At 70.2% G+C, this 23,222-nt stretch carries 19 protein-coding genes; 9 read left to right on the top strand and 10 right to left on the bottom strand.

The annotated features are described in order from the left end of the window. Window positions 1–14: 14 nt before the first annotated feature. Window positions 15–1,157 carry a GNAT family N-acetyltransferase gene (locus OHA72_RS46305; protein WP_327002475.1) on the bottom strand — a complete coding sequence of 381 codons (1,143 nt, stop codon included), beginning with the start codon at window positions 1,155–1,157 and terminating at the stop codon, window positions 15–17. A gap of 248 nt (window positions 1,158–1,405) precedes the next feature. Here OHA72_RS46305 and OHA72_RS46300 point away from each other — a divergent pair, with 248 nt between their 5' ends. The 3 genes from OHA72_RS46300 (at window position 1,406) to OHA72_RS46290 (ending at window position 4,882) form a co-directional block, all read left to right on the top strand. Then, complete coding sequence (locus OHA72_RS46300; protein WP_327002474.1) at window positions 1,406–2,491, top strand: oxidoreductase; 1,086 nt, start codon at window positions 1,406–1,408, stop codon at window positions 2,489–2,491. Window positions 2,492–2,601: 110 nt separating this feature from the next. Further along, complete coding sequence (locus OHA72_RS46295) at window positions 2,602–4,581, top strand: sensor histidine kinase (RefSeq protein WP_327002473.1); 1,980 nt, start codon at window positions 2,602–2,604, stop codon at window positions 4,579–4,581. A 97-nt stretch (window positions 4,582–4,678) separates the two neighbouring features. After that, window positions 4,679–4,882, top strand: coding sequence for an AAA family ATPase (locus OHA72_RS46290; protein WP_327002472.1), 204 nt, complete (start codon window positions 4,679–4,681; stop codon window positions 4,880–4,882). Window positions 4,883–4,911: 29 nt separating this feature from the next. Here OHA72_RS46290 and OHA72_RS46285 read toward each other — a convergent pair whose 3' ends face one another. From OHA72_RS46285 to OHA72_RS46265, 5 genes are all read right to left on the bottom strand, one after another. Beyond that, on the bottom strand, window positions 4,912–5,520 hold the full coding sequence (locus OHA72_RS46285; RefSeq protein ID WP_327002471.1) for a response regulator transcription factor: 609 nt from the start codon (window positions 5,518–5,520) through the stop codon (window positions 4,912–4,914). A 320-nt stretch (window positions 5,521–5,840) separates the two neighbouring features. Continuing rightward, a complete protein-coding gene (gene nhaA, locus OHA72_RS46280; protein ID WP_327002470.1) occupies window positions 5,841–7,154 on the bottom strand; it encodes a Na+/H+ antiporter NhaA in 1,314 nt (437 codons plus the stop codon). Window positions 7,155–7,455: 301 nt separating this feature from the next. Next, window positions 7,456–7,836: a hypothetical protein gene (locus tag OHA72_RS46275; protein WP_327002469.1), complete on the bottom strand. Its 381-nt coding sequence runs from the start codon at window positions 7,834–7,836 to the stop codon at window positions 7,456–7,458. A 75-nt stretch (window positions 7,837–7,911) separates the two neighbouring features. Then, complete coding sequence (locus OHA72_RS46270; protein ID WP_327002468.1) at window positions 7,912–8,931, bottom strand: TIGR00341 family protein; 1,020 nt, start codon at window positions 8,929–8,931, stop codon at window positions 7,912–7,914. A gap of 229 nt (window positions 8,932–9,160) precedes the next feature. Continuing rightward, complete coding sequence (locus OHA72_RS46265; RefSeq protein WP_327002467.1) at window positions 9,161–9,751, bottom strand: HdeD family acid-resistance protein; 591 nt, start codon at window positions 9,749–9,751, stop codon at window positions 9,161–9,163. A 148-nt stretch (window positions 9,752–9,899) separates the two neighbouring features. On the opposite strand from OHA72_RS46265, the gene OHA72_RS46260 reads away from it, so the two are divergent. After that, window positions 9,900–11,360 (top strand): MFS transporter, encoded by a 1,461-nt coding sequence (locus OHA72_RS46260; RefSeq protein WP_327002466.1) that lies wholly within the window; start codon window positions 9,900–9,902, stop codon window positions 11,358–11,360. 10 nt (window positions 11,361–11,370) lie between these two features. Here OHA72_RS46260 and OHA72_RS46255 read toward each other — a convergent pair whose 3' ends face one another. After that, entirely contained in the window at window positions 11,371–11,541 is a 171-nt protein-coding gene (locus OHA72_RS46255; RefSeq protein ID WP_327002465.1) for a hypothetical protein, read from the bottom strand. A gap of 730 nt (window positions 11,542–12,271) precedes the next feature. After that, a complete protein-coding gene (locus OHA72_RS46250; protein ID WP_327002464.1) occupies window positions 12,272–13,528 on the bottom strand; it encodes an MFS transporter in 1,257 nt (418 codons plus the stop codon). Between the two features lie 72 nt (window positions 13,529–13,600). Between OHA72_RS46250 and OHA72_RS46245 the strand changes: the two genes are divergently transcribed. Next, window positions 13,601–14,479 (top strand): LysR family transcriptional regulator, encoded by an 879-nt coding sequence (locus OHA72_RS46245; protein WP_327002463.1) that lies wholly within the window; start codon window positions 13,601–13,603, stop codon window positions 14,477–14,479. A gap of 154 nt (window positions 14,480–14,633) precedes the next feature. Here OHA72_RS46245 and OHA72_RS46240 read toward each other — a convergent pair whose 3' ends face one another. Then, window positions 14,634–15,701 carry a polysaccharide deacetylase family protein gene (locus OHA72_RS46240; protein WP_327002462.1) on the bottom strand — a complete coding sequence of 356 codons (1,068 nt, stop codon included), beginning with the start codon at window positions 15,699–15,701 and terminating at the stop codon, window positions 14,634–14,636. A gap of 316 nt (window positions 15,702–16,017) precedes the next feature. Between OHA72_RS46240 and OHA72_RS46235 the strand changes: the two genes are divergently transcribed. From OHA72_RS46235 to pgi, 4 genes are all read left to right on the top strand, one after another. After that, window positions 16,018–16,905: a fructose bisphosphate aldolase gene (locus OHA72_RS46235; RefSeq protein ID WP_327002461.1), complete on the top strand. Its 888-nt coding sequence runs from the start codon at window positions 16,018–16,020 to the stop codon at window positions 16,903–16,905. A gap of 391 nt (window positions 16,906–17,296) precedes the next feature. Further along, window positions 17,297–19,351, top strand: coding sequence for a transketolase (gene tkt, locus OHA72_RS46230; protein WP_327002460.1), 2,055 nt, complete (start codon window positions 17,297–17,299; stop codon window positions 19,349–19,351). An 85-nt stretch (window positions 19,352–19,436) separates the two neighbouring features. Then, window positions 19,437–20,510, top strand: coding sequence for a transaldolase (tal, locus tag OHA72_RS46225; protein WP_327002459.1), 1,074 nt, complete (start codon window positions 19,437–19,439; stop codon window positions 20,508–20,510). Between the two features lie 26 nt (window positions 20,511–20,536). Next, window positions 20,537–22,168, top strand: coding sequence for a glucose-6-phosphate isomerase (gene pgi, locus OHA72_RS46220; protein ID WP_327002458.1), 1,632 nt, complete (start codon window positions 20,537–20,539; stop codon window positions 22,166–22,168). Window positions 22,169–22,444: 276 nt separating this feature from the next. Here the strand turns inward: pgi and OHA72_RS46215 are convergent, their stop codons facing one another. Then, window positions 22,445–22,948 (bottom strand): DUF421 domain-containing protein, encoded by a 504-nt coding sequence (locus OHA72_RS46215; protein ID WP_327002457.1) that lies wholly within the window; start codon window positions 22,946–22,948, stop codon window positions 22,445–22,447. Window positions 22,949–23,222 lie beyond the last annotated feature (274 nt).

Genomic DNA, 23,222 nt, shown 5'->3' with positions numbered 1-23,222 from the left:
CGGCGCCGGTCACGTCACGTCAGGACGATCGGGAGCCGCGCGGCGAGCTCGCGCATGGCGGCCCGGTCGTCGTCGATCGGTGCCCGCCGGCCGGTGGCCAGCAGCAGCGCGTCCGTATCCGAAAATGAGCCGGGGAACGCGGCACCGCAGATCTTCTCGAGCAGCTCGCGCGACTCCGCCAGCCCGTCCGCCGGCGGCCCGGCGACATGCGGCAGATGCGCGACCAGGTCGAGGTGGTGCAGCGTCCACTCCAGCACGTACGCACGAAGGTACTCGCCCACGGTGAGCACCTCGCCGCGGGTGCCGACCCGCAGGCCAGGGTCGGCGAGCTCGGCCGCGCGCCCGGCGGCCGCACCGACGTCGTCGAGGTGGTGCTGCAGCAGCCACGGCTCGTCGTAGGCCGTGGCGAGCCGGACCGTCAGCGCATCGAGCGGGTCGTCGCCGGTCGGCAGCGTCTCGGCGACGCTCCAGTAGGTCACCGCGTCGCGGGTCGGCGCCGTGCCGGCGGGCGTCACCAAGGTGATCAGCACGTCCTGGGCGTCGATGACGAGGTGACACACCAGGTCTCGCACCAGCCAGCCGGCGCAGCCGGAGGGCCGGGCGAAGTCCTCGTCGCGCAGGCCGGCGACGGTCGCGCGTAACGCGGCCCACGCCCCCGAGAAGGCACCGGAGGCGGGCCGCGCCACCCGCTTCTCGTAGCGGCGAACGGCAACCGCCAATGTGCCGCCGGTGATCTCGGCCTGGTAGTCGGCGGGTCCCGCGTCGTACCATCCCAGCCGCTCGTAGAACCGGCGAGCGCGGGCGTTGCCGACGGCCACCGCCAGCCAGGCGACCGGGTGCCGCTGCGCGATCCGGGCCTCGGCGTCCGCCATCAGCGCGCCCGCCACGCCGCTGCCCCTGGCCTCCCGGCTCACGTACACCTGCTCGACCTCGTCGTCGAGCACGGTGACGAATCCGACGAGCCCGGACCCGGTCGTCGCCACGGTCGTCGCGGCCAGCCGGCCGGGAACCCGCCGGCGGAAGTCGTCGAGCCGGCGATGTTCGTGCAAGGCGTCCGGCACGTGTCCCCGGTGCCCGTCATGCCAGCCGTCGTGCCAGATGCGCGCGATCGCCTCGACGTCGGCGGTATCCGCCGGTCGCAGTCGCCTGTCGGTCATCTACCTCGCCTCGCCGTGCTCGACCCGTGCGGGGGCGCCCAACACGGCCGGAACAGTTTACGCAGGGGCGGCTTCAGCCCGGCTTCATCAACGTCGGCCGGGCGAGCCGGTCGAGCGTGCAACGTGCATGCGGTGCGCGGGTGCACCGCACGTCGAAGTCGTGACCGCGGCACTTGCCGGGCCCTTCCCCGGCGGCCAGACTCGAACGCGTCGAGGACATCTGAGCGGCGCCGGCGATGGAGGCCACCATGCAGGACATCGACGGGATCAGTACCGCGGCGCCAACGCTGCTGGGCTCGCTCCTCGCGCCGACCACGCTCGCCGGGCTCCAGCTCGGCAGCCGGCTCGTAATGGCTCCCATGACGCGAGGCCGCTCACCGGGCGGCGTCCCGACGCCCGAGGTCGCCGCCTACTACCGGCGCCGCGCGGAGCACCGCATCGGCCTCATCATCACCGAGGGGGTTCTCGTCGGCCATCCAAGCGCCGGCCACGAGACGGCGGTACCGCGGATGACGGCCGGCCCGGCCGAGAGCGGCTGGCGGCTGGTCACCGATGAGGTGCACGCCGCCGGTGGCCGGATCGCCGCCCAGCTGTGGCACGTGGGCAGCGCCCGCGAATGCACCGACGGCATCGCGGCGTGGACCCCGTCCGGTGTGCCGCACGGCACCCACGCGATGACCCTCGCCGACCTGGACACCGTTGTCACGGTGTACGCCGAAGCCGCCCGCTCGGCGGTCCGGGCCGGCTTCGACGCGGTCGAGATCCATGCCGCGCACGGCTACCTGCTCGACGAGTTCCTCTGGTCGCGCACCAATCGGCGCACCGACGGCTTCGGCGGATCGGCGGCCGGCCGGGCCGCCTTCCCAACCGAGATCATCCGCGCGGTCCGCGCGCAGCTGCCCGCCGGCATGCCGCTCATCGTGCGGTTCTCCCAGTTCAAGGAGCGCGACTACGCCGCTCGGATTGCCGGCTCAGCCGCCGAGTTGGCGGTGATCCTCGAGGCCTTCGCCGCCGCCGGTGCCGACGTGCTGCACGCCTCGCAGCGCAGGTTCGCCGATCCCGCGTTTCCCGGCTCGTCACGCAATCTGGCCGGCTGGGCCCGGCACATCACCGGACTGCCGTCCATCACCGTCGGTTCGGTCGGCCTGACCCGCGCGTTCCTGAGCTCGGGGGCGCTGCGCGGCCTGCTCGATCGCCTCGACGCGGGTGAGTTCGACCTGGTCGCCCTCGGCCGCGTCCTGCTGGGCAACCCGGCGTGGGCGACCCTGGCCGCGGCCGGCCGGCTCGACGAGATCCACGACTACCAAAAGTCCGACGAGGAGCGGTACGTCTAGGCGAAGCCGTTCTGAAGCCGGCGGACGTTACGGTCGGAGCAGGTCCGCTTGCCGTGACCTCGCAGCGTAGGTTCGTGCCGGCGCGGGCGACGTGGGACGGAGGCGGTGTGATGGGTGGTGGCCGCAGCCGTGCCGCGGGGGCCTCCGCACTCGCCTGGGCCTTCCCGACGGTGTTTCTGTGCCTGCTGCTCCCGGCAAGGATCGGCGTCGCGGTCGGCCTGGGGACCGGACTGGCCGGCGCCTTCATGGCGGCGGCGCTGTTCGGGCTGCCGCTGCTGTACACCATTCCGCGCGGCCGCCGGCTGTGGGACGCCTACACCTGGCCGCTGCTCACCGCGCAGGCGGTGCTGACGTACGTCCCGTTCCTGGTGTTCGGCGGGCAGTGGGCGGTCGGGCTGTCCGGCCTGCTCGGCGGCCTGCTGCTGCTGACGGTCGCACCCCGCGTGTCGTGGCTGCTGCTCGCCACCATCGTCGCGGTCGAGGCGGTGCTCCGCCTCGCCGTCTTCGGTGTGTACCCCGAAGGAGGGGCCCAGTTCGTCTCCTGGGTGTTCGTCGTGCCGATCGACATGGCCCTGCCACTGTTCGGCCTGGTCCGGCTGTCGAGCCTGGTCGCCGAGCTGCGCCTGGCCCGCACCGAACTGGCCGACGCCGCCGTCACCGAGGAGCGGCTGCGGACGGCCGCACGCCTGCGCGCGACGGTCGGCGATCGGCTCGAGGCGGTGACGGCACATGCCGGCGCCGCGCTGGCCGCGCTCGGGCCGGACCCGGACCGGGCGCGGGCGCACCTGGCCGAGGCGGCGCGGGTCGCGCGCCAGGCGACGGAGCAGGTGCGCCAGACCGTCGTCGCCGATCCGGCCGGTCGCACGGAGCCGCCGACACCGTGGCGGGTCGGCATCACCGTGGCGCCGCGGCTGGCGCTGCTGGTGCTCGTCGTCGACCTGGGCGCCTTCGCCGGTCACCACCTGGTGGTCGTTGCCGACGAGTTCGACGGCGGGCCGGCCGTCACTGCCGGAGTCGGCGTCATCGCCGTCGTTGCCGCGCTGCAGGCCTACCACTCGCTGGGCATCCGAGCCGGCCGGCGCCCGCGCGCCTGGGCCGCGACGCTGGCGGTACAGGTGCTGCTGCCGATCGTGGTTATCGCCGTCACGTTCGCCGACAAGGGAACGTCCCTGGTCGGGATGGTGGGCTTCCCGGCCGGCTCGTTGCTGCTGCTGGTGCCGGGGCGGTGGGCGTGGTTGTGCTTCACCGCGGTCGTCGCGAGCGTGTCGGTACCGCGGGCGCTCTTGTACCCGGATGAGGCGCCGGCGAGCGTGTACTTCATGGGGCTGGTGGCGTCGACGGGCCTGGCGGTGTACGGGCTGTCGCGCCTACCCGAACTCGCGGAGGAGCTGGCGGTCGCCCGGCAGGAGCTGACCCGCGCGGCCGCCGACGCCGAGCGCCTCCGGGCGGCTCGCGACGCGCACGACCTCCTGGGCCTGGGACTGTCCGTGGCCGCGCTCAAGTGCGATCTGGCGGGACGCCTGATCGGCCGCGACAACGCCGGGGCGCGCGACGAGCTCGAGGCGCTGGTGCGGCTGACCACGCAGACCCGCGCCGACATCCAGGCGGTCACCACCGGGGAGCCGGCCCTGTCGCTGCGAGCCGAGCTGGGCGCCGCGCGCAAGGTGCTGGCCTCGGCCGGCATCGATGTCGACGCCCGCATCGGGCCGGCCGCCGAGACGCTGCCGGCCGAGGCCGACGCGCTGCTGGCCACCGTGCTGCGGGAGGCGATCGCCAACGTGCTGCGCCACGCCATGCCCGCGCAGTGCGAGATCGACCTGAGCACGCGCGGTGACGAGGTCGTGCTCCGCGTCAGCAATGATGGGGTCGCGGCCGTACAGCCGAATCGTCAGCCCGCGCGGCCGGTGGAACCGGTCGCCGGTGGGCGCGGGCTGTCCAACCTCACCGCGCGCGTCGCAAGCGTCGGCGGCGGCCTCGCCGCGAGCACGGAGGACGGCCGCTTCACGCTCGACGTCCGGGCCCCCCTGCCGCCCGCGCCGGCCGGCCGTCCGATCGGCCTCGCCGACGTCATCGATCCGGCCGCACCCTGAGGACCCCGCGCTCGACCCTCGATGGCGCCTTACCGTCTACGCCGTCTCGACGGGCAGGTGGCCGAGACGGCGCCGGCGGCGACCTACGATCGACGTCATGGTGGGACACAACCTGCGTGTTCCGGTCAGTTCGTTCGTCGGACGGTTGCGGGAGCTCGGCCGTGTTCATGACCTGCTGGAGTCGCATCGGCTGGTGACCTTGACCGGCGCCGGGGGGTGCGGCAAGTCGCGGCTGGCCGTCGAGCTGTGCTGGTCATACGCCGGGGCGGCGACCGGCGCCGGGTCGCCGGGCGAGGGCTAGGCGGCACAAACCTCCGGGACGACTCCGGACTACTGCAGCCACCCTGACCGCCGCGCCACGTGAATGGCGTCTATCCGGTTGCGGGCGCCGAGCTTCGTGACGGCCGAGGCCAGGTAGTTGCGCACCGTCCCATATGACAGGTGCAGCTCGGCGGCGATGTCGGCCGGTTCGCTGCCCTCCGCGAAGCGCGCGAGGATCTCCGCCTCGCGCGGCGACAGCGGGCTCGGCGGAACCTCGAGCGCCGCCACTGCCAGGCGGGCGTCGATCACCCGCTCGCCGGCGGCGACCCGCCGCACGGCGGCGATGAGCTCCTGTGCTGGGGTGTCCTTGCCGAGAAAGCCGGCCACCTGTGCGGTCAGGGCGCGGCGCAGGTTGGCCGGCACGGCCAGGGCGGTGAGGATCAGCACGCGACACTCGGGAACCTCGTCCCGCAGCGCGGCGGCTGCGACGAGCCCGTCCATGCCGGGCAGGTCGATGTCGATGACCGCCACGTCGGGTCGCAGGGTCGTGGCGGCCGTGAGCACCGCGTCGCCGCGGGACACCTCGCCGACGACGTCCAGGTCGTCCTCGAGCGCGAGCACCGTGACCAGCGTGTCGCGCAGCACCTGCATGTCCTCGGCCACCAGCACCCGTGTCATGAGTTCCTCCTGACTGCGACCGCCGACCGGACGATACTGCGAGCGGCCTCACGCGTGAGGCGTCGGCCGGTCGAGCGTCGAGGTGCGCGGCGGCTCCGCGATCCGCTGTTCCCGCAACGCTTCCACGTCGCGAACCACCCTGCGGCGCGGACCGGCAGACCGAGGTGAAGCAGTCATGAACCTGATTGTCATACGCAGCAACCCGATCGACCGGCAACGACTCACCAACAAACCGAAAGATCTTTAATAGGCCGACGACGATACGACCGCGCAGCACCTGCCGTCGACGTACGCCGTGCACGCAAGGACGGAAGTGCGGCTCAGGGACGCGGATCCTCAGTCTGGTAGACGTCGGGTATGCCGTCGTCGTCGAGGTCGAGCTCCTCGATCTTGCGCACGCGGCGGTAGTGCGCGTTGCGGATGCGCAGCACGACCGAGGAGAGTACGGCGGCGAGCAGCGATCCGAGCAGGATGCCGATCTTGGCGTGGGCGTCGCGTTCGGTTCCGGCGCCGAACGCGAGCTCACCGATCAGCAGCGACACGGTGAACCCCATCCCGGCCAGGACCGACAGCCCGAACACGTCCCACCAGCTCAGATCCGCCGCGAGCCGGGCGCGGGTGAAGCGTTGCACCAGCCAGGTCGACCCGAGTACCCCGATCGTCTTGCCCAGCACCAGGGCGACGACGATCCCGACGGTGACCGTGTTGGCCAGCCGGGGGGCGAGCGGCCCATCCCCGACGACGGTCACGCCGGCAGCGAAGAACGCGAAGATCGGCACCGCGACACCGGCCGAGATCGGCCGCCACCGCCGCTCGAACTGCTGCGCCAGCTCGCAGCCGGAACCGTCGGGGCGGCGTCGCACCGGCACCGCGAACCCGAGCAGCACCCCGGCGATGGTGGCGTGCACACCGGATTCATGCATCAGTACCCAGGTCGCGGCCGCCAGTGGCAGCAGCATCCACCACGCCCGCACCTGCCGGTGGGTGAGCATCGCGAACAGGGTGAGCGGGACCAGTACCAGCGCCAACGGCACGAGGTTGACGTCGTCGGTGTAGAACAGTCCGATGATCGTGATGCCGAGCAGGTCGTCCACGACGGCGAGGGTCAGCAGGAACGTCCGCAGGGCCGCCGGCAGGTGCGCGCCGATCACGCCCAGCACGGCGAGGGCGAATGCGATGTCGGTCGCGGTCGGCGTCGCCCACCCGGCGAGGGCCTCGCGGTTGCCGGCGTTGACCGCCACGTAGAGCACCGCGGGGCCGATCATCCCACCGACCGCGGCGATCACCGGCAGCGCCGCCCGGCGCGGATCCCGCAGATCCCCGGCGACGAACTCCCGCTTGAGCTCCAACCCGGTGACGAAGAAGAACACGGCGAGGAGACCGTCCGCGGCCCACTGCGCCAGGGTCAGGTCCAGGCGCAGCGCGTGCGGACCGACCCGGACCGCGCTCAGGTCGTGGTAGAGGCCCCGCCACGGCGAGTTCGCCCAGACCAGCGCGATCACCGCTGCGACCAGCAGCAGCGCACCGCCGACCGTTTCCGTGCGCAGAATGTCGCCGATCCGGCTGGCCTCGCCCCAACTCCCGCGTCCGAGCAGCAGCGGGCGTTGACGTGTCCGGTCAGGTACGGGATTCATGCGGCTCCTGCGGGAAGGGTCGGCAAAAACATCGCCGACCAGGCTTCCCGGCACACCTGTCTGCCAGGTTACTCGATCACCCGACGCTGCGGAGCCTGCGTCCCACGGACGCCATGATCGGCATGACCTGGCGTCAACGGGTGGGCAAGGAGCCGGTTCGGTCCCGGCTCGTGATCGTGGCCGGTGTCGTGGTGTACGCCGCCGCGATCAGCCTGCACTGGGTGCACAGCACGGTCCTGTGGTTTCTCATCGCCGCACTGGTCGCAACGTGCGTCCTGGTGGTCCAGGTCTCTGCCGCCGCCTACAACTTGTGGGCGCTGAGCACAGCGGCGCGGCGCGCACGACCGGCGCGGTTCGTGCTGACGGACACGGGGTTCGGCATCGGTCTGCTTCTGTCATCAGGCGCCACCGTGCTGTGGATGCGGACCTTCTGCGCCTTCATGACGACGGTCGTGGCGCAGGTCCGGCGGTTCAGCAGCAACGACCCGGCGTCGTCGGCCATGACCACCGCGTTCGTCTGGTTCATGGCCGGCGTCATCGTGCTGATGACACTGCTGGCAGTCATGGTGACGGTGCCGAGCCGGCGTGGCGTCCCGCTGGAACTGACCGCTGCCGGCATGACCTGGCGCAACCCCGCCGGCGGCAACACCGACGTCTTGTCCGAACCGGTGATCTCGTACACGTCTGGGATGCCGTCGTGGCCGGTGCCGTTGGCCGAAGGCCGCAACAATCGGTTCGTCGACCATCCTGAGGCCGGTCAGCGGACGCTGCCCGCGTCGATCTGCCGGCCGTTGGCGACGGTGATGACGATCCGGATTCCGGCTGGCACCTGGCCGTGCAGGGCGTCGAGCAGAGTGCCGGCCGGTGGTAGCGGTTGTGGTGCGAGCACGTCGATCAGCGCGGTGTGCGAGGCGATGGTGACCGTGCGGACCTCGGCGCCTGGGACGGGCGCGACCCACCGGATCGCTGCGGCGGTGATCCGGTTGGTCCAGGCGTTGACCAGAAGGTTCGCGGCGGTGTTCGCGCCGAGCGGCACGAGCAGCACCACCATCAGCAGCGCGATGGTCACGTAGGCGCGTGCCAGGCCACGCGTCCGCCTCGCGTAGCCGTACGTGGCGAACACCGCCGTGCCGGCCAGGACCAGCGACAACACGTTGGAGGCGAACAGCACCAGGGCGCCACCGGCGAGCGCGAGCTCGCCCTGGCCGACGCAGACCCCGGCCACGGCCAGGGGCGGCACGAGCGAGATGGCGATGGCGACACCGGGCAGCACGTCGCTGACATCGCGCCGGGACAGGCCCACCGCGCCGGCCACCCCGGTCGCCACCGCGGCGATGAGGTCGGCGAGGCGCGGTGCGGTGCGCCCGGACACCTGGCTGTTGGCGAGCAGGTGCACACCGCCTGGAACCGCGAGCGAGGCGATGACACCGATGCCGACGACCGTGACGATGCCGGCCGTGACGATGCCGGCCGACTGCCGCAGCAGGCGCCGGTCGGCAGTCACGATGCCCAGCGCCATGCCCATGATCGGCCTGGACAGCGGTGCAATGATCATCGCGCCGATCACGGTCGCGGTCGAGTCGGCGAGGACTCCGGCAGCGGCGATCACCGCCGAGAGTGCCAGCATCGACCAGAACGCGGACCGTTTCGCGGCCTGGTCGCCCGCGGTGAGGTCGACCTGGTCGGCCAGCTCTGCGATCGGTCTGCGCTGCCCGGCCGGCAGCAGCCGGGACCATCGGTCGCGGCGCTGCGTCCCCGGCACCTCAGCGGCGCTCATTGTCGGCGCCGCTCACGCATCGGTCGCGGGGTGCCGCGACCGGGGTGACGGTGGTACCGGACCGCTGTGGTGATCAGTGAGCGAGAGCCGGACGGGCCCGTAACGGTGCACGATGTCCCCCTGGCGTCGCAGCGTACGTGCAGTCCAGGCTTGCCGACGGCCGTGGCGTGCACCTCGCTCCCCGCGGAGGACCTGGCCCAGCCAGGTTGGTGACGTGACGGTGGCCCAGCTAGGAACCGGTCTGGAGTTGGCGGCCCTCGGTTCGCAGCCGCAGGGCGAAGACGACCTCGCCGGCACCGATCAGCACGGCGCCGATCCCACTGATCAGGACCAGCGTCGTCAGCGACGGGCCGGGCCAGAGCAGGAATGCGATCCCGACCAGCACCGACGCGACCCCGAGGACACTGAGCCAGCCCCGCGCCGATCCCTTGGCCGGCATCGCGATCAGTAGCACCGCGAACCCGCTCAGCAGCCATCCCATCCCGAGCAGCGCCGCCAGGACCACCACCCCGCCGTCCGCGTTGCGCACACAGGTAACCCCTATCGCGAGCAGCACGACCGCCATCACCCCGGCCAGCACCCGACGACTGGAACTGGTGTCCGACCGCAACGCCGTCACCGCCCGCATGACCCCGAGCGCGATGAGCCAGACCCCGGCCACCACGCCGAGCAGCCGCAAGGTCTGCCCGGGCCAGATCAGCACCGCCAGCCCGAACAACGCCGTGACCACGCCGAGCACCAGCACCTGCAGGTAATCCTCATCGAACGGCGAGGACCGATCCCCGCCCGCGCTGCGCTGATACCAGTGTGTGGCCGCCATCATCCGTCCCTTCCGCCGGTGCAGTCTCGGCTTCCACCGTTCGGCGATGCCCGGAAGGTGGGTTCACTCGAAAGGAGTGATCGGGCTTGCGCTCACGTCACCCTGACCAGATGGTGCGATACGACGGGACACCGCCCAGGATCGATGAGTGCCGACCCGCCAGCCTGCCGACGCCGCGCGGGCGACGATCCTGCCCCTCGCGCTGGCCCAGTTCATCTGCAGCTACGCCGGCACCGCGATGAACGTCGCCATCACCCCGATGGCCCACGACCTGCACACCACCGTCTTCGGCATCCAGGCCACCATCACACTGTTCACGCTCACCATGGCCGCGCTGATGATCCCGGGCAGCAAACTCACCGATGTCTGGGGACGCAAACGATGCCTGGTCGCGGGGCTGCTGCTGTACGGCACCGGCGCTCTGCTCGCCGCGATCGCTCCCGGCCTCGGCCTCATGCTCCTGGGCAACGCGCTGCTGGAAGGCATCGGATCGGCCCTCATGATCCCGCCGATCTACATCCTGGTCACCGTCATGTCCCCCGACGTCGCCACCCGCGCGAAGTACTTCGGCATCGTCAGCGGCGCCGGCGCCCTCGGCGCCGCCACCGGCCCGCTTATCGGGGGTCTCATCACCAGCCTGATCAGCTGGCGAGCGTCGTTCCTACTGCAGGTCCTCGTCATCGCCTGGATCATCGTGCTGATCCGGCACCTACCCACCCCACCCCGCCCCGGACCAGCCCCGCGTTTCGACGTCACCGGCGCGTTGCTGTCCGCCGCCGGCCTGCTGCTGGTCGTCCTTGCTGTCCTGCAGTCCACCACCTACAGCTGGACCACCGCCCGGACCGACTTCAGCATCGCCGGCCACGTGCTGATCGCCGAAGGCGGCGTGTCCCCGGTCTGGCCGACGCTCGCCCTCGGCACGCTCACACTCGCCGCGTTCATCCTGCACCTGCGCCGCACCGAACGCCGCGGCCACGAACCGCTGCTGCATCTGAGGTTGTTCGGCAACAACGTGGCCAACCTCGGCCTCGGCACCCAAGCGGCCCAATGGCTCGTCATGCAAGGCACCTTCTTTGTGACTGCGGTCTATCTCCAGAACGCCCGCGGCTACAACGCGATCCTGACCGGTCTCGTGCTCACCCCCGCCACCGCCGGCATCCTGGCCTCCTCAGCCGCCGCGGAACGCTTCGCCCGCCGCCGCACCCAGCGGACCCTGATCATCAGCGGCTTCGCCGCCACCGTCGCCGGCCTGGCCCTCCTGCTCGTCCTCGTCGCCGCCGGCACCGGCGTCTGGCGCACCATCCCAGGCCTCCTCCTCGCCGGGCTCGGCCTCGGCACCATGCTCACCGCGTCGGTCAACCTCGTGCAATCCGCGTTCCCCGATCGCGACCAAAGCGACATTTCCGGGCTCTCCCGCGCCGTATCGAACCTCGGCTCATCGCTCGGTACTGCACTCGCCGGCTCTGTCATCGTCTCCGCCGCGCAACCCGGCCGCCACCCTTACGCAGCATCACTGACCGTCCTCACCGTTGTCGCGGTCCTCGGCCTCACTTCGGCCGTCCTACTGCCACGAATCCCTACTCCGAACAACGGGCAGGCCCGAAGTTGAGCCGCATCGGTCACATCCGATCGCGGTTCACAAGGCGTGATTCGATTTCTCCTCCGCCGCGGTTGATTATCTGGCCACCCGCCGGGCCATGGGCTAGAAGCTCGCCTGCCGGGGCCAGACGCTCGACCAATTCGCCGCCTACCTCGACGGCGTGGGTGCCGAGCGCCAGACGATCGGGCACGCCGTGTCCTGGGCGAAGCAGCCGGCCGGCGCCGCGCCTGTGTGGTGGGCGATCGGGCTCAGCACGGCCCTCGGTTTCGCCCGTTTCCTCAGCGCCTCGGACCGGCCATCGATGTCCCACCCGCCGGGGTGTTCCCCAGGTCCAGCCACCGGGCAGTGCCCTACATCTATCCGACGAGGACATCGACCGGCTCCGGGAAGGGGTACCTGGCCGTAGAGCCCGCGCCATCGATCCGCGCGGCTCGTCAGTTATCTAGGAACCGTAGGCGCACATACGACTGCCGCGGCTCCCGAACCGCAAATTCGGATAGAACCCGGCAAATCCGATGTCGAGTCTGGGTGAGGCTATCGTTGCGTAACAATTTTCCTGTTCGTGAACGGCTGCGCCCGGCCTCCCGGCAGGGCGGGGATCGCAATGCGAACGGTCGCAGAGGTCAAGTCCGGGCATCGACAGCGTGGAGCTGGCGTCGGGTCAATCGGATGACGGCGGCGTCCAGCTGCTCCAGAGCCTGCACGCATTGGCCCGGTGGTGCGGTGCTGATGGCGAAGGCGACGGCTGGAGCGCCGAACCACAGTCCGGCGCTTGAGGTGGCGTTGAGGTCCTCGCGGGTTGTCTCGCGCAGCCACATCTGGGTCCGGGGTTCGGTCGCGCAGCATTGCGTGGAGGACGTCGATGCGGCGACGAGCCAGGCAGGTAAGCTTCCCCGCTTTGATGGAGCGGTTGATGTCCCTCAAGGCGGGGGATGCTCAAGCCGTGCGGAGAGCTCCGAGGTTCTCCGCTGGCGGAGCTGGATCAGCACGATCGCCCCGGCCGCCGCGGCGGGGATCACCCCGCAGACGGCCATCCCGGCGCGCGCGCCGAACGCGCTGGTGAGCGCTCCGATGATCGGTGCGCCCAGCGGGGTACCGCCGGTGAACACCAGCATGTAGAGGCCCATCACGCGGCCACGCATCGACGGGTCGACCCAGAGCTGGACGGAGGCGTTCGCGAGGGCCTGGAACGCCAGGTTCACGAACCCGAGCGCAGCCAGCAGCGGCAGGAGGACGAGCAGGTTCGGCGCGATCGCGGCGAGCGCCTGGACGACGCCGAACAATCCGCCGTACAGCAGGATGCGCCGCAAACCGGTCGACACCGTGGCTCCGGCGACCAGCGCACCCAGCGCGGACCCGGCAGCCAGCACGATGTTGAACAGTCCGTAGAGGCCGGCGGTGCCCGCGAACGACTCGGTCGCGACCGCGGTCAGCACGATCGGGAAGTTCAGGCCGAAGGTGCCGATGACGCCGACCAGGACGATGGTCCAGAACACCCGCGGCCGCCGCCGGACGTAGCGGGCCGCCGTGCGGAACGCGCGCGGCTTACGCTCCGCCGGCGGCGCGGGGGTCAGGTCGCCCGGCCGTAACCGCAGCAGGGCGATGGTCGGCCCGATGTAGCACAGGGCGTTGCCGGCGAAGGCCCAGCCGATGCCGGCCGTGCCGATGAGCAGGCTCGCGAGCGCCGGGCCGACGAGCCGGGTGGCCTGGAAGACCGAGGCGTTGAGGGCGACGGCCTTGCGCAGATGGCTCGCCGGTACGGCCTCGTTCGCGAACACCTGACGGGTCGGGGCGTCGGCGGCGAAGACGAGCCCGGTCAGCAGCGCGAAGGCGTACACGTGCCCGATGCGCACGGACCCGGCGATGGTGAGCACGGCGAGTGTGCCCCAGAGCCCGGCGTTGACCGTCTGGGTGATGAGCAGGAGTCGGCGCTTCGGGTACCGGTCCGCGAGCAGACCGCCGTGCACGCCCAGGAACAGGATGGGCAGGAACTGCAGGGCCATCGTGACACCGACGGCCGTCGGACTGTCTGTAAGCCGCAGCGCCAGCCAGTCCAGCGCGATGCTGCCCATCCAGGCGCCGGTGTTGGCAAGACCCTGCCCGGTGAGATAGATGCGGTAGCCGCGGAAACGTAACGCGGCGAACGGACTCTCGGCGATTGCTGAAGCCGTTGTCACGGCCTCAACCCTTCCTGGCCTGCCCGACATACGGAAGACCGATGATCCGACTCGCAGTTATATTGAATTGCTATGACCGCAGCATACGATCCGCAGTTGCTCGCCACCCTCCTCGCCGTCGAGCAGACCGGCAGCTTCACGCAGGCCGCGGCCCGGCTGCGTATCCGCCAGCCGACGGTCAGCCAGCACATCCGCCGCCTCGAGGAGCAGGTCGGCCGCACGCTCGTGCACCGCACCACGCACACGGTGGCGCTCACCGCCGACGGCGAGGCGATGCTCGGCTTCGCGCGCACCATCCTCGCCGCCCACGAGCAGGCGGTCGCGTACTTCACCGGCTCCCGCCCCCGCGGCCGCCTGCGGATCGGGATGTCCGACGACCTCGCCCTGACCCGGCTGCCGCAGATCCTTTGGGAGTTCCGCCGCGACAACCCGATGGTCGACTTCTACCTGACCGTCGAACAGAGCCGAGTCCTGCACGAGTGGATGGTCAACGACAAGCTCGACGTGCTGGTCGGCAAACGCGCGCCGGGCGACGAACGCGGCCAGCTCGTCCGGCGCGACCGGCTCGTCTGGGTCGGCACGCCCGCCACGAAACTCGACCTGACCAGACCGATCCCGCTGGTCGTGTACGCCGCGCCCAGCCTGTCCCGCGACGAGATGCGCAAGGCGCTCCACCGGGCGCAACTGCCATACCGCAGCGCCTGCGTCTGCCGCGGCGTCAACGGCCTGATCGCGGGGGTCGCGTCCGGCATCGGCGTTTCCGCGCTGCCGGCCAGCCTGGTACCCCCGCAGCTCACCGTCCTCGGCCCGGCGCACCGCCTGCCCGAGCTCGGCACCATCGACCTGGTACTGCTGGCCAATCCGCGCGCGGAGCAGCGTCCGGCCGTCAAGGCACTGATCGCGACCATACTGGCGAGCGGATCACGCTCCCTGAGCTCATCGACCGCCTAGCGGTAGAGGCTGCGCGTCGGATCTCCGTCTACTGCTGAGCGGCGCCGAGGAAGGTGGCCCAGCCGCCGGCCGGCTTCTGCCCGACGGGTAGGGTCCCCAGCTTGGCGAGCACCGCCGGGTCCTGCACCTCGAGCCAGTCGATCAGCTGGTGGAACTACACGAACCGCACGCCGTCGTACTGGGCCATCTGGCGGGCGGCGTCGGCGACCGCGTCCATGTAGATGCCGCCGTTCCACCGCTCGAAGTGGTTGCCGACGATCAGCGGCGCGCGGTTGGTGGTGTAGGCGCGCCGGAAGCCGGCGAGGAACGCGTCGCGGGCCTGCTGCTGCCAGGTGGCGCGCTTGGCGGCGTCGCCGTTCGGGTTGCCCGACTGGTTGTACATGATGTTGTAGTCCATCGCGAGGACCTCGAAGCTGTGGCCCGGGAACGGGATCTGCTGCATCGGCAGGTTCCACAGGCCGTTGGCGAACTTCGCCGGCCAGCGCTGCGTTCCCGTGCCGGACGTGTCGTACCGCCACCGCTGCACCCGCTGGGCCTTCAGCAGATTCGCCTGTCCCTCCAGGCACGGCGTACGCCCGCCGATGAGCTCCTTGGTGTAGTCGAACGGCAGCGGCGGCAGGTCGGTGAAGCCGGTGTTCGTGCGCCACTGGGTGACCAGCGCGACGGCCTGGTCGATCTCGGCGTCCCAGTCGCCGGGGGACCAGGTCTTCACCCCGCGGTCGCCGCAGAAGTGCCCGTTGAAGTGGGTGCCGATCTCGTGGCCGTCGAGCCAGGCCTTGCCGACCTGCTCGATCGTGGCGTGCACCGACTCGTCGGAGAGGTAGCCGATGTCGGATGCGCCGGCCTGGTGTCGTGGCGGCTTGTAGACCGTCCGGTTGCGTTCGGGCAGCAGATAGATCCCGGAGAGGAAGAACGTCATGGCGCCGGGCAGTTCCTGCGCGAGGCCGCGGAACCGGCTGAACAGCTGGGCGCCTGTCTCCCCGGCGCCGTCCCAGGACATGACGACGAACTGCGGCGGCTGCTCGCCCGGCGCGAGGCGCTGCGGGAGTGGCTGGTTCGGCTGCGGACCGGTGTCCTGGGTACTGCCGTCGCCGATGAGTTTCGCCGGCGGCGTCGTGGGCGGCGGGGTCGCGAGCGGCCTGCCGTCCGTCGCGCCGATGGCGGTGCGGTTGGCGAACATTTCCACGCCGGCGCCGGCGAGCACGACTGCGGCCGCGCCCAACAGGGCTCTTCTACTGATCGCCATCACGGTCCCCCTGACCACCGGTGCTTGGACTTGGAGCCGTCCAAGGTAGGAAGCCGGTGGCGGGGCGGAATCACGGTTTCATGCCACGAGCATGATCGTCATCGATGTGGCGTTGCAGGTGGGGCCAGGGGATGAGAACCATCCTGTCCGGCGCCGCCCCGCCCATTGCCGCACCATCCGAGCCCGCCACCAACCGGACCGTGACCGTTTCCACCCGTGCGGCGGTACCTGGTGGTGGTGAGCTCGTCGCCATTCGTCTACGGGCGGCCGGCGTTGGTGCCAGGATCGGGGCATGGACCAGGAACAAGGGGCAAAGATCGGGCACGGCCGCGGTTTCCTCGCCGCACTGGACCAGAGTGGTGGCAGCACCCCGAAGGCGCTGGCGCAGTACGGGGTGCCGGAGTCGGGCTATGCGACCCAGGACGAGATGTTCGACCGCATGCACGAGTTCCGGTCGCGGATCATCACCGCGCCGACCTTCACCGGAGACCGCATCCTCGGCGCGATCCTGTTCGAGCAGACCATGGACCGCGAGGTGGCCGGCACGGCCACCCCGCTGTACCTGTGGCAGCGCAAGCAGGTCGTCCCCTTCGTCAAGGTGGACGAGGGGCTCGCCGACGAGACGGACGGCGTGCGGCTGATGAAGCCCTTCACCAAGCTGGACGACGTGCTTGCGCGGGCCACCCGCCGCGGCGTGTTCGGCACCAAGATGCGCTCGTTCATCGCCCGGTCCGACCCGGCGGGTGTCGCCGCCGTGCTCGATCAACAGTTCGGCTACGCCGAGCGGATCCTCGACGCCGACCTCATGCCGATCATCGAGCCTGAGGTCGACATCCACAGCGGCGAGAAGCGGTCGGCCGAGGAACTGCTGCGGCAGGGCATCCTCGACCGCCTTCCGGCCCTGCCGGACGGGCGGCAGGTGATGCTCAAGCTGTCCATCCCGTCCCAGGACGACTTCTACGCCGAGCTGATCGAGCATCCGAAAGTCCTGCGGGTGCTCGCCCTGTCCGGCGGCTACTCCCAGCACGATGCCGACGCCCGGCTCGCCCGCAACCACGGCCTGATCGCCAGCTTCTCTCGAGCGCTGACCGAGAACCTGCGGCACCAGCAGACCGACGACGAGTTCAACCAGGCGCTCGACACCTCCATCGCCGCCATCTACCACTCCTCGACCACATGAGGGACCGGGACCGACCGGCGTAGCCGGCCACCCCACGTGCATCTCAGACTGAGCGATCAGCTTTCCGCACGACAGGGGCGATGGGTTGGTGTTGGCCAAGTTTCGCCGCGCTGCGTTGCAGCGCGGCGAGCGTGAGGATTGCGTCGGCGCCGATCCGCAACAGAACAATCACTCGGTCCGGGTATTGGGCCCGATGGCGAACCTGTGGATACGGTGAATCACAAGAGCGCTTCCAGGCGCTTTCCCGAGGGCGTCTGCGACGTACCGCAGATCTCCGGTGCGAACCAGCGGATCGCCGCGCACCGGGCCCGGTTCCGAGTCCATCCCTGCCGCGGTCGGCATGTCGGAGTACCGACGCTGGGCAGGATGTAGGGAGGCCACGTTGACGACCATGACGACCGATCTGGACACGTTGTCCGTGAACACGATCCGTGGCCTGTGCATGGACGCGGTCCAGCGGGCCGAGTCCGGGCATCCGGGCACCCCGATGGGGATCGCGCCGGTCGCGTACACCCTCTGGCAGCGGTTCCTACGGTTCGACCCGGCTGATCCCATCTGGCCCAACCGGGACCGGTTCGTGCTGTCCGAGGGCCACGCCTCGGCCCTGCTGTGGTCGCTGCTGCACCTGACCGGGGTACGGGCGGTCGACCCCGACTACGAGATCCTCGGCCGTCCCTCGGTCACCCTCGACGATCTGAAGACGTACCGCCAACTCGACTCGCGCTGTCCGGGTCACCCCGAGTACCGGTGGACCAGCGGCGTCGAGACCACCACAGGGCCGCTCGGCCAGGGCGTGGCGACCTCCGTCGGGATGGCCATCGCCGGCCAGTGGCTGGCCGCCCGGTACAACCGGGACAACCTCCCCCTGTTCGACTTCAACGTGTACGCGATCGCCGGGGACGGCGACATGATGGAGGGCATCTCCTCAGAGGCGGCCTCGCTCGCCGGCCACCTGCGCCTGGCCAACCTGTGCTGGATCTACGACTCGAACCGCACGACCATCGAGGGCCACACGGACATCACGTTCACCGAGGACCTGGCCGAGCGGTTCCTGGCGTACGGCTGGAACGTCACGACCGTCGCCGACGCCAACGACCTCGACGCTGTGGAGCGGGCGCTGCACAGCTTCCAGGCCGAACCCGAGCGGCCCACGCTGGTCCTGGTACACAGCCACATCGGATACGGCTCCCCGTTGGAAGGCTCCCCGAAAGCACACGGCGAGCCACTCGGCCCGGACGCCGTCCGGGAGACCAAACGATTCCTCGGCCTGCCCGAGGACACCGACTTCTACATCCCCGACCAGGTGTACGAGGGGTTCGCCCAGGGCATCGGCACGCGCGGCGGCACGGCCCGCACCGCCTGGCAGTCGAGGTTCGATGCGTACCGCGTGCAGTACCCGGCGCTCGCCGACGAGATCGAGCGGATGCAACGACGTGAACTGCCGGACGGCTGGCAGGATGCGCTGCCCACCTTCCCGGCCGATGCGAAGGGCATCGCCAGCCGTGACGCATCCGGTCAGGTGCTCAACGCGCTCGCGCAGGCGGTGCCGTGGCTGCTGGGTGGTTCGGCGGACCTCTCTCCGTCCACCAAGACCCGCCAGACGTTCTCCGGCGCCGGCGACTTCCAGGCCGACGACCGGTCCGGACGCAACCTCCACTTCGGTGTCCGCGAGCATGCCGCGGCAGCGATCGCCAACGGCATGGCGCTCACCAAGCTCCGCCCGTACTGGTCGACTTTCCTGATCTTCTCCGACTACGCCCGCGCCGCGATCCGGCTCTCCGCGTTGATGGAGATCCCGACGCTGCACATCTTCAGCCACGACTCGATCGGGGTCGGTGCGGACGGACCCACCCATCAGCCGGTGGAGCAGCTCGCCTCACTGCGGGCCATGCCCGGGCTGCTGGTGTTCCGCCCGGCCGACGCGAACGAGGTGGTCGAGACCTGGCGGGTCGTCGCCGGTCTGCGGCACGAGCCGGCGGCGATCGTGCTGTCCCGCCAGCCGCTGCCGACCTTCGACCGCAACCGGCTGGCCCCCGCGGCCGGGGTGGCGATGGGTGGGTACGTGCTGGCCGACCCGCCGTCCGGCAACCCGGACGTGATCCTGCTGGCCACCGGCTCAGAGGTGGCGCTGGCACTCGCGGCACGCGACGAACTCACCGCCGACGGCGTCGCCGTCCGGGTGGTGAGCATGCCGTGCTGGGAACTGTTCGACCGGCAACCACGCCAGTACCGTGACCAGGTACTGCCCCCCGCGGTACGCGCCCGGGTCGCGGTTGAACAGGCGTCCACGCTCGGCTGGGAACGGTACGTGGGCGACGCCGGCGCGGTCGTCGGCATGCACACCTTCGGCGCCTCCGCGCCACTCAAACAGCTCCTGAGGAAGTTCGGGTTCACTCCCGAACGGGTATCGCAGGCCGCCCGCGAACAAGTGGCCGCAAACACATGAGCGCTGCGGCGGCCACGGCCGGCACCGTCAGCGCGCTGCCGACGCCGCTGGCCGCGGCGCTGTCGGACCCCGGCAAGGAGGAGACGTGAAGGCAACCCAGACCCTGCACGAGCACGGGCAGAGCCTCTGGCTCGACAACATCACCCGGAGGCTGCTCGACTCCGGCCAGATCCAGCAGTACATCGACAGGTACGCGGTCACCGGCCTCACCTCAAACCCGTCGATCTTCGACAAGGCCGTCGAGTCGGGCTACTACGACGACGCGATCCGGGACAAGTCCAGGACCGGCCGCTCCGACGAGGAACTGTTCTTCGAATTGGCGATCGAGGACCTCCGGCGGGCGGCGGACGAGTTCCTGCCGGTCCACGAACGCACCGACGGCGTGGACGGCTGGGTGTCGCTGGAGGTGTCACCGCTGCTCGCGCACGACACCGCGGCAACCATCGAGGCCGCCAAGACGCTGCACGCGCGGGCCGCACGACCCAACCTGCTGATCAAGATCCCTGGCACCCCTGAGGGCCTGCCGGCGATCACCGAGTGCATCGCATCCGGCGTACCCGTGAACGTCACCCTGCTGTTCTCCGCCGAGCAGTACGAGGCCGCCGCGAACGCGTACCTGGCCGGCGTCGAACGCCGCGTCGAGGGTGAGCTCGATCCTGCCGTGGGGTCGGTCGCCTCGGTTTTCATGTCCCGCTGGGACGCCGCGGTCGCCGGGCGCGTGCCGGAGGAGTTGAAGGAGCAGCTCGGACTCGCCGTCGGGCTGGCAACCTACCGGGCGTACCGGCAGCTTCTGGACTCCGAGCGGGTCCAGCGTGTACAGAACTCCGGCGCGCGGGTGCAACGGCTGCTGTGGGCCAGCACCAGCACCAAGGATCCAGCTGCCTCCGACACGCTCTACGTGCACGGGCTCGCGGCGCCGTTCACGATCAACACCATGCCCGACGCGACGCTGCAGGCGTTCTACGACCACGGCGAGGTGGGCGAACCGATGCCCGCCGACGGCGGTGACTGCGACGCCATGCTGGCCCGGTTCCGCGACGCCGGCATCGACGTGACCGAACTGGCCACGAAGCTGCAGGCCGAGGGCGCGAAGTCGTTCGTCGCGGCCTGGACCGATCTGCTGGAAAGGATCGCCGCACAGCGCACGGCGCTGACCTGACCCGAATCGACTGGAGGTAAGGCTCGATGCCGACCATCCCATTGCGTGAACGCTCTTCGTGGAAGGCGCTGCAGAAGCATCAGGCCGAGATCGGCGGACGGCACCTGCGGGACCTGTTCGCCGAGGATCCGCAGCGCGGGGAGCGGCTGTGCGCCGAGGCGGCCGGGCTGTACCTCGACTACTCGAAGAACCGGATCACCGACCAGACCCTGCAACTGCTGCAGCAACTCGCTCGGGAGTGCCAGCTGGAACAGCGCCGGGACATGATGTTCGCCGGCGAGCCGATCAACACCTCCGAGCACCGGTCGGTGCTGCACGTGGCGCTACGGACGCCGAAGGAACGTTCCCTCGTCGTCGACGGGGTGGACGTGGTCGCTCAGGTCCACGAGGAACTCGACCGGATGGCGGGCTTCGCGCAGCGGGTCCGGTCCGGAGCGTGGAAGGGCCACACCGGCAAACCGATCCGCAACATCGTCAACGTCGGTATCGGCGGCTCCGACCTCGGCCCGGTGATGGCGTACGAGGCGCTGCGCCACTACGCCCGGCGTGACCTGACGTTCCGGTTCGTGTCCAACGTCGACTCCACCGACTTCGTGGAAGCCACCCACGACCTGTTCGCGGACGAGACCCTGGTCATCATCTCGTCCAAGACCTTCGGCACCCTGGAGACGCTCACCAACGCGCACTCCGCGCGCGACTGGGTGATCAGCCAGCTCGGCGAGGAGGCCGCGGTAGCCAAACACTTCGTCGCGGTATCCACCAACGCCGACCGGGTCGCGAAGTTCGGTATCGACACCGCGAACATGTTCGGATTCTGGGACTGGGTGGGCGGCCGGTACTCGATGGACTCCGCCATCGGCCTGTCCACCATGCTGGCGATCGGCCCAGAGCGGTTCGCCGAGATGCTGGCCGGCTTCCACGAGATGGATGAGCACTTCCGCACCGCACCGCTCGACGCGAACCTGCCGGCACTGATGGGCCTGCTCACCGTGTGGTACGCGAACTTCTTCGGCGCGCAGAGCATCGGGGTGATGCCGTACGAGCAGTACCTGAAACGGTTCCCGGCGTACCTGCAACAGCTCACCATGGAATCCAACGGCAAACACGTCACCCGCGACGGGCACCGCGTGGACTACGACACCGGCCCGGTGTACTGGGGTGAGCCCGGCACGAACGGCCAGCACAGCTTCTACCAGCTCCTCCATCAGGGCACCCGACTCGTCCCGGTCGACCTGATCGGGTTCGGCCAGACCCTCAACCCGCTGGGCGACCACCACGACATCCTGTCCTCCAACGTGTTCGCCCAGGCGCAGGCGTTGGCGTTCGGCAAGACCGAACAGGAGGTGCGGGCCGAGGGCACCGCACCGGACGTCGCACCGCACCGGGTGATGGAGGGCAACCGGCCCACCAACGTCCTGCTGGCGGAGAAGCTCACGCCCCGGCTGCTCGGCGCGCTGGTCGCACTCTACGAACACAGCGTGTTCACCCAGGGGACAGTTTGGGGGATCGACTCCTTCGACCAGTGGGGGGTCGAGCTCGGCAAGGCACTCGCCGTGCAGATCGTCCCCGAGCTGACCAGCGACAACGAACCCGAACTCGGCCACGACTCGTCCACCAACGCGCTGATCCGCCGGTACCGCAGTCTGAAGCGCTCATGAGGTCAAGAAGAGCCTGAGCACGACACTCCGAACACGCGCAACTGGGCGCCGGCGTCGGGAGATCATGTGGCTGCAGACGTCGAGCGAGAGCAGCGGGCTGCGGCCGAGGCGGCCGCGGAGTACGTGGTCGACGGTATGACGATCGGCCTCGGCAGTACCTCGATCTCGTAGCGCACCGTAGCGATGCACCGGCGTGCTGTGGCACGGGCAGCGGCTGTGCGTCAACGTCACCGGCACCGACCTCGAAGCCGGCGGGTGGGCACTCTCTTCCATTCATCACAGGTCACGCAGGAGGTCGGCGTCGGCAGCGGCGCTGCGCCGCACGACCGACACCTGGCCTCGTTGCTCGAACACCACGAACCGGACGGAGCCGAGCTCGTCGACGCCGTGCTGGCGCAGTAGGCCGTACAGATCGTGGCGGGTCAGGCCGGCGCGGCGAAGCTCGTCGTCGAGCACCTTGCCGTCGGCGACCAGCAGCCGCGGCGGATGGTCGATCAGCTTGGCGAACAACGGCCGGAAGCGCAGCCGGGCGGTGAGCCGATGGGCGAGCAGGACCGCGATCAGCGTCGCCGCGCCGGCCAGGTAACCGGCGTCATGCGCGTTGGGTACCCGGCCGACGATGGCTCCGGCGGCGACGGCCGCGACGAAGTCGAACGCCGACATCTCAGCCAGCGTCCGGCGTTCACTGACGCGGAAGCAGGCCACTGCAGTGGCATACAGCAGCAGGGTCTTGGCCACGACCCACCACACGTCGTACGGGGACCCGAACACTTTCGACACGGCCCTCGCTACCCGGACCGAAGGACAGCAAACGCCGTACGGCTGCCGGTCGACTGCCCATCGTCCGGCTGGCCGAGGCATTACATCGGCCTCGGCTCATCTGGCTCAGCATCTCCCGAAGTGGCTGACTCCAACCGGCGCGGTCGTCGGTGTACGACCCGCCGAGCCGGGTACCGCAGTCAGGTATCACAGGTAACACGAGGGGGCGTAACGGCGCCCCCGCGACGATCAGGTGATCGTGCTGTTCGGCGCTTCTGGGGGGATCTGGTTGTTC

Source organism: Dactylosporangium sp. NBC_01737, assembly GCF_035963215.1.
Lineage (GTDB): Bacteria > Actinomycetota > Actinomycetes > Mycobacteriales > Micromonosporaceae > Dactylosporangium.
The sequence above is the reverse complement of the archived record's forward strand: the minus strand, read 5'-3'. Positions and strand labels throughout refer to the sequence as shown.

Excerpts from the sequence above, each read along its gene's own strand:
- OHA72_RS46245 (WP_327002463.1), top strand. The coding sequence starts at position 13,601 with ATGACCGCAGCATACGATCCGCAGTTGCTCGCCACCCTCCTCGCCGTC.
- OHA72_RS46265 (WP_327002467.1), bottom strand. The coding sequence starts at position 9,751 with ATGGCGGCCACACACTGGTATCAGCGCAGCGCGGGCGGGGATCGGTCC.
- OHA72_RS46235 (WP_327002461.1), top strand. The coding sequence starts at position 16,018 with ATGGACCAGGAACAAGGGGCAAAGATCGGGCACGGCCGCGGTTTCCTC.
- OHA72_RS46295 (WP_327002473.1), top strand. The coding sequence starts at position 2,602 with ATGGGTGGTGGCCGCAGCCGTGCCGCGGGGGCCTCCGCACTCGCCTGG.
- OHA72_RS46305 (WP_327002475.1), bottom strand. The coding sequence starts at position 1,157 with ATGACCGACAGGCGACTGCGACCGGCGGATACCGCCGACGTCGAGGCG.
- OHA72_RS46290 (WP_327002472.1), top strand. The coding sequence starts at position 4,679 with ATGGTGGGACACAACCTGCGTGTTCCGGTCAGTTCGTTCGTCGGACGG.
- nhaA (WP_327002470.1), bottom strand. The coding sequence starts at position 7,154 with ATGAATCCCGTACCTGACCGGACACGTCAACGCCCGCTGCTGCTCGGA.
- OHA72_RS46270 (WP_327002468.1), bottom strand. The coding sequence starts at position 8,931 with ATGAGCGCCGCTGAGGTGCCGGGGACGCAGCGCCGCGACCGATGGTCC.
- OHA72_RS46285 (WP_327002471.1), bottom strand. The coding sequence starts at position 5,520 with ATGACACGGGTGCTGGTGGCCGAGGACATGCAGGTGCTGCGCGACACG.
- OHA72_RS46300 (WP_327002474.1), top strand. The coding sequence starts at position 1,406 with ATGCAGGACATCGACGGGATCAGTACCGCGGCGCCAACGCTGCTGGGC.
- pgi (WP_327002458.1), top strand. The coding sequence starts at position 20,537 with ATGCCGACCATCCCATTGCGTGAACGCTCTTCGTGGAAGGCGCTGCAG.
- tkt (WP_327002460.1), top strand. The coding sequence starts at position 17,297 with ATGACGACCGATCTGGACACGTTGTCCGTGAACACGATCCGTGGCCTG.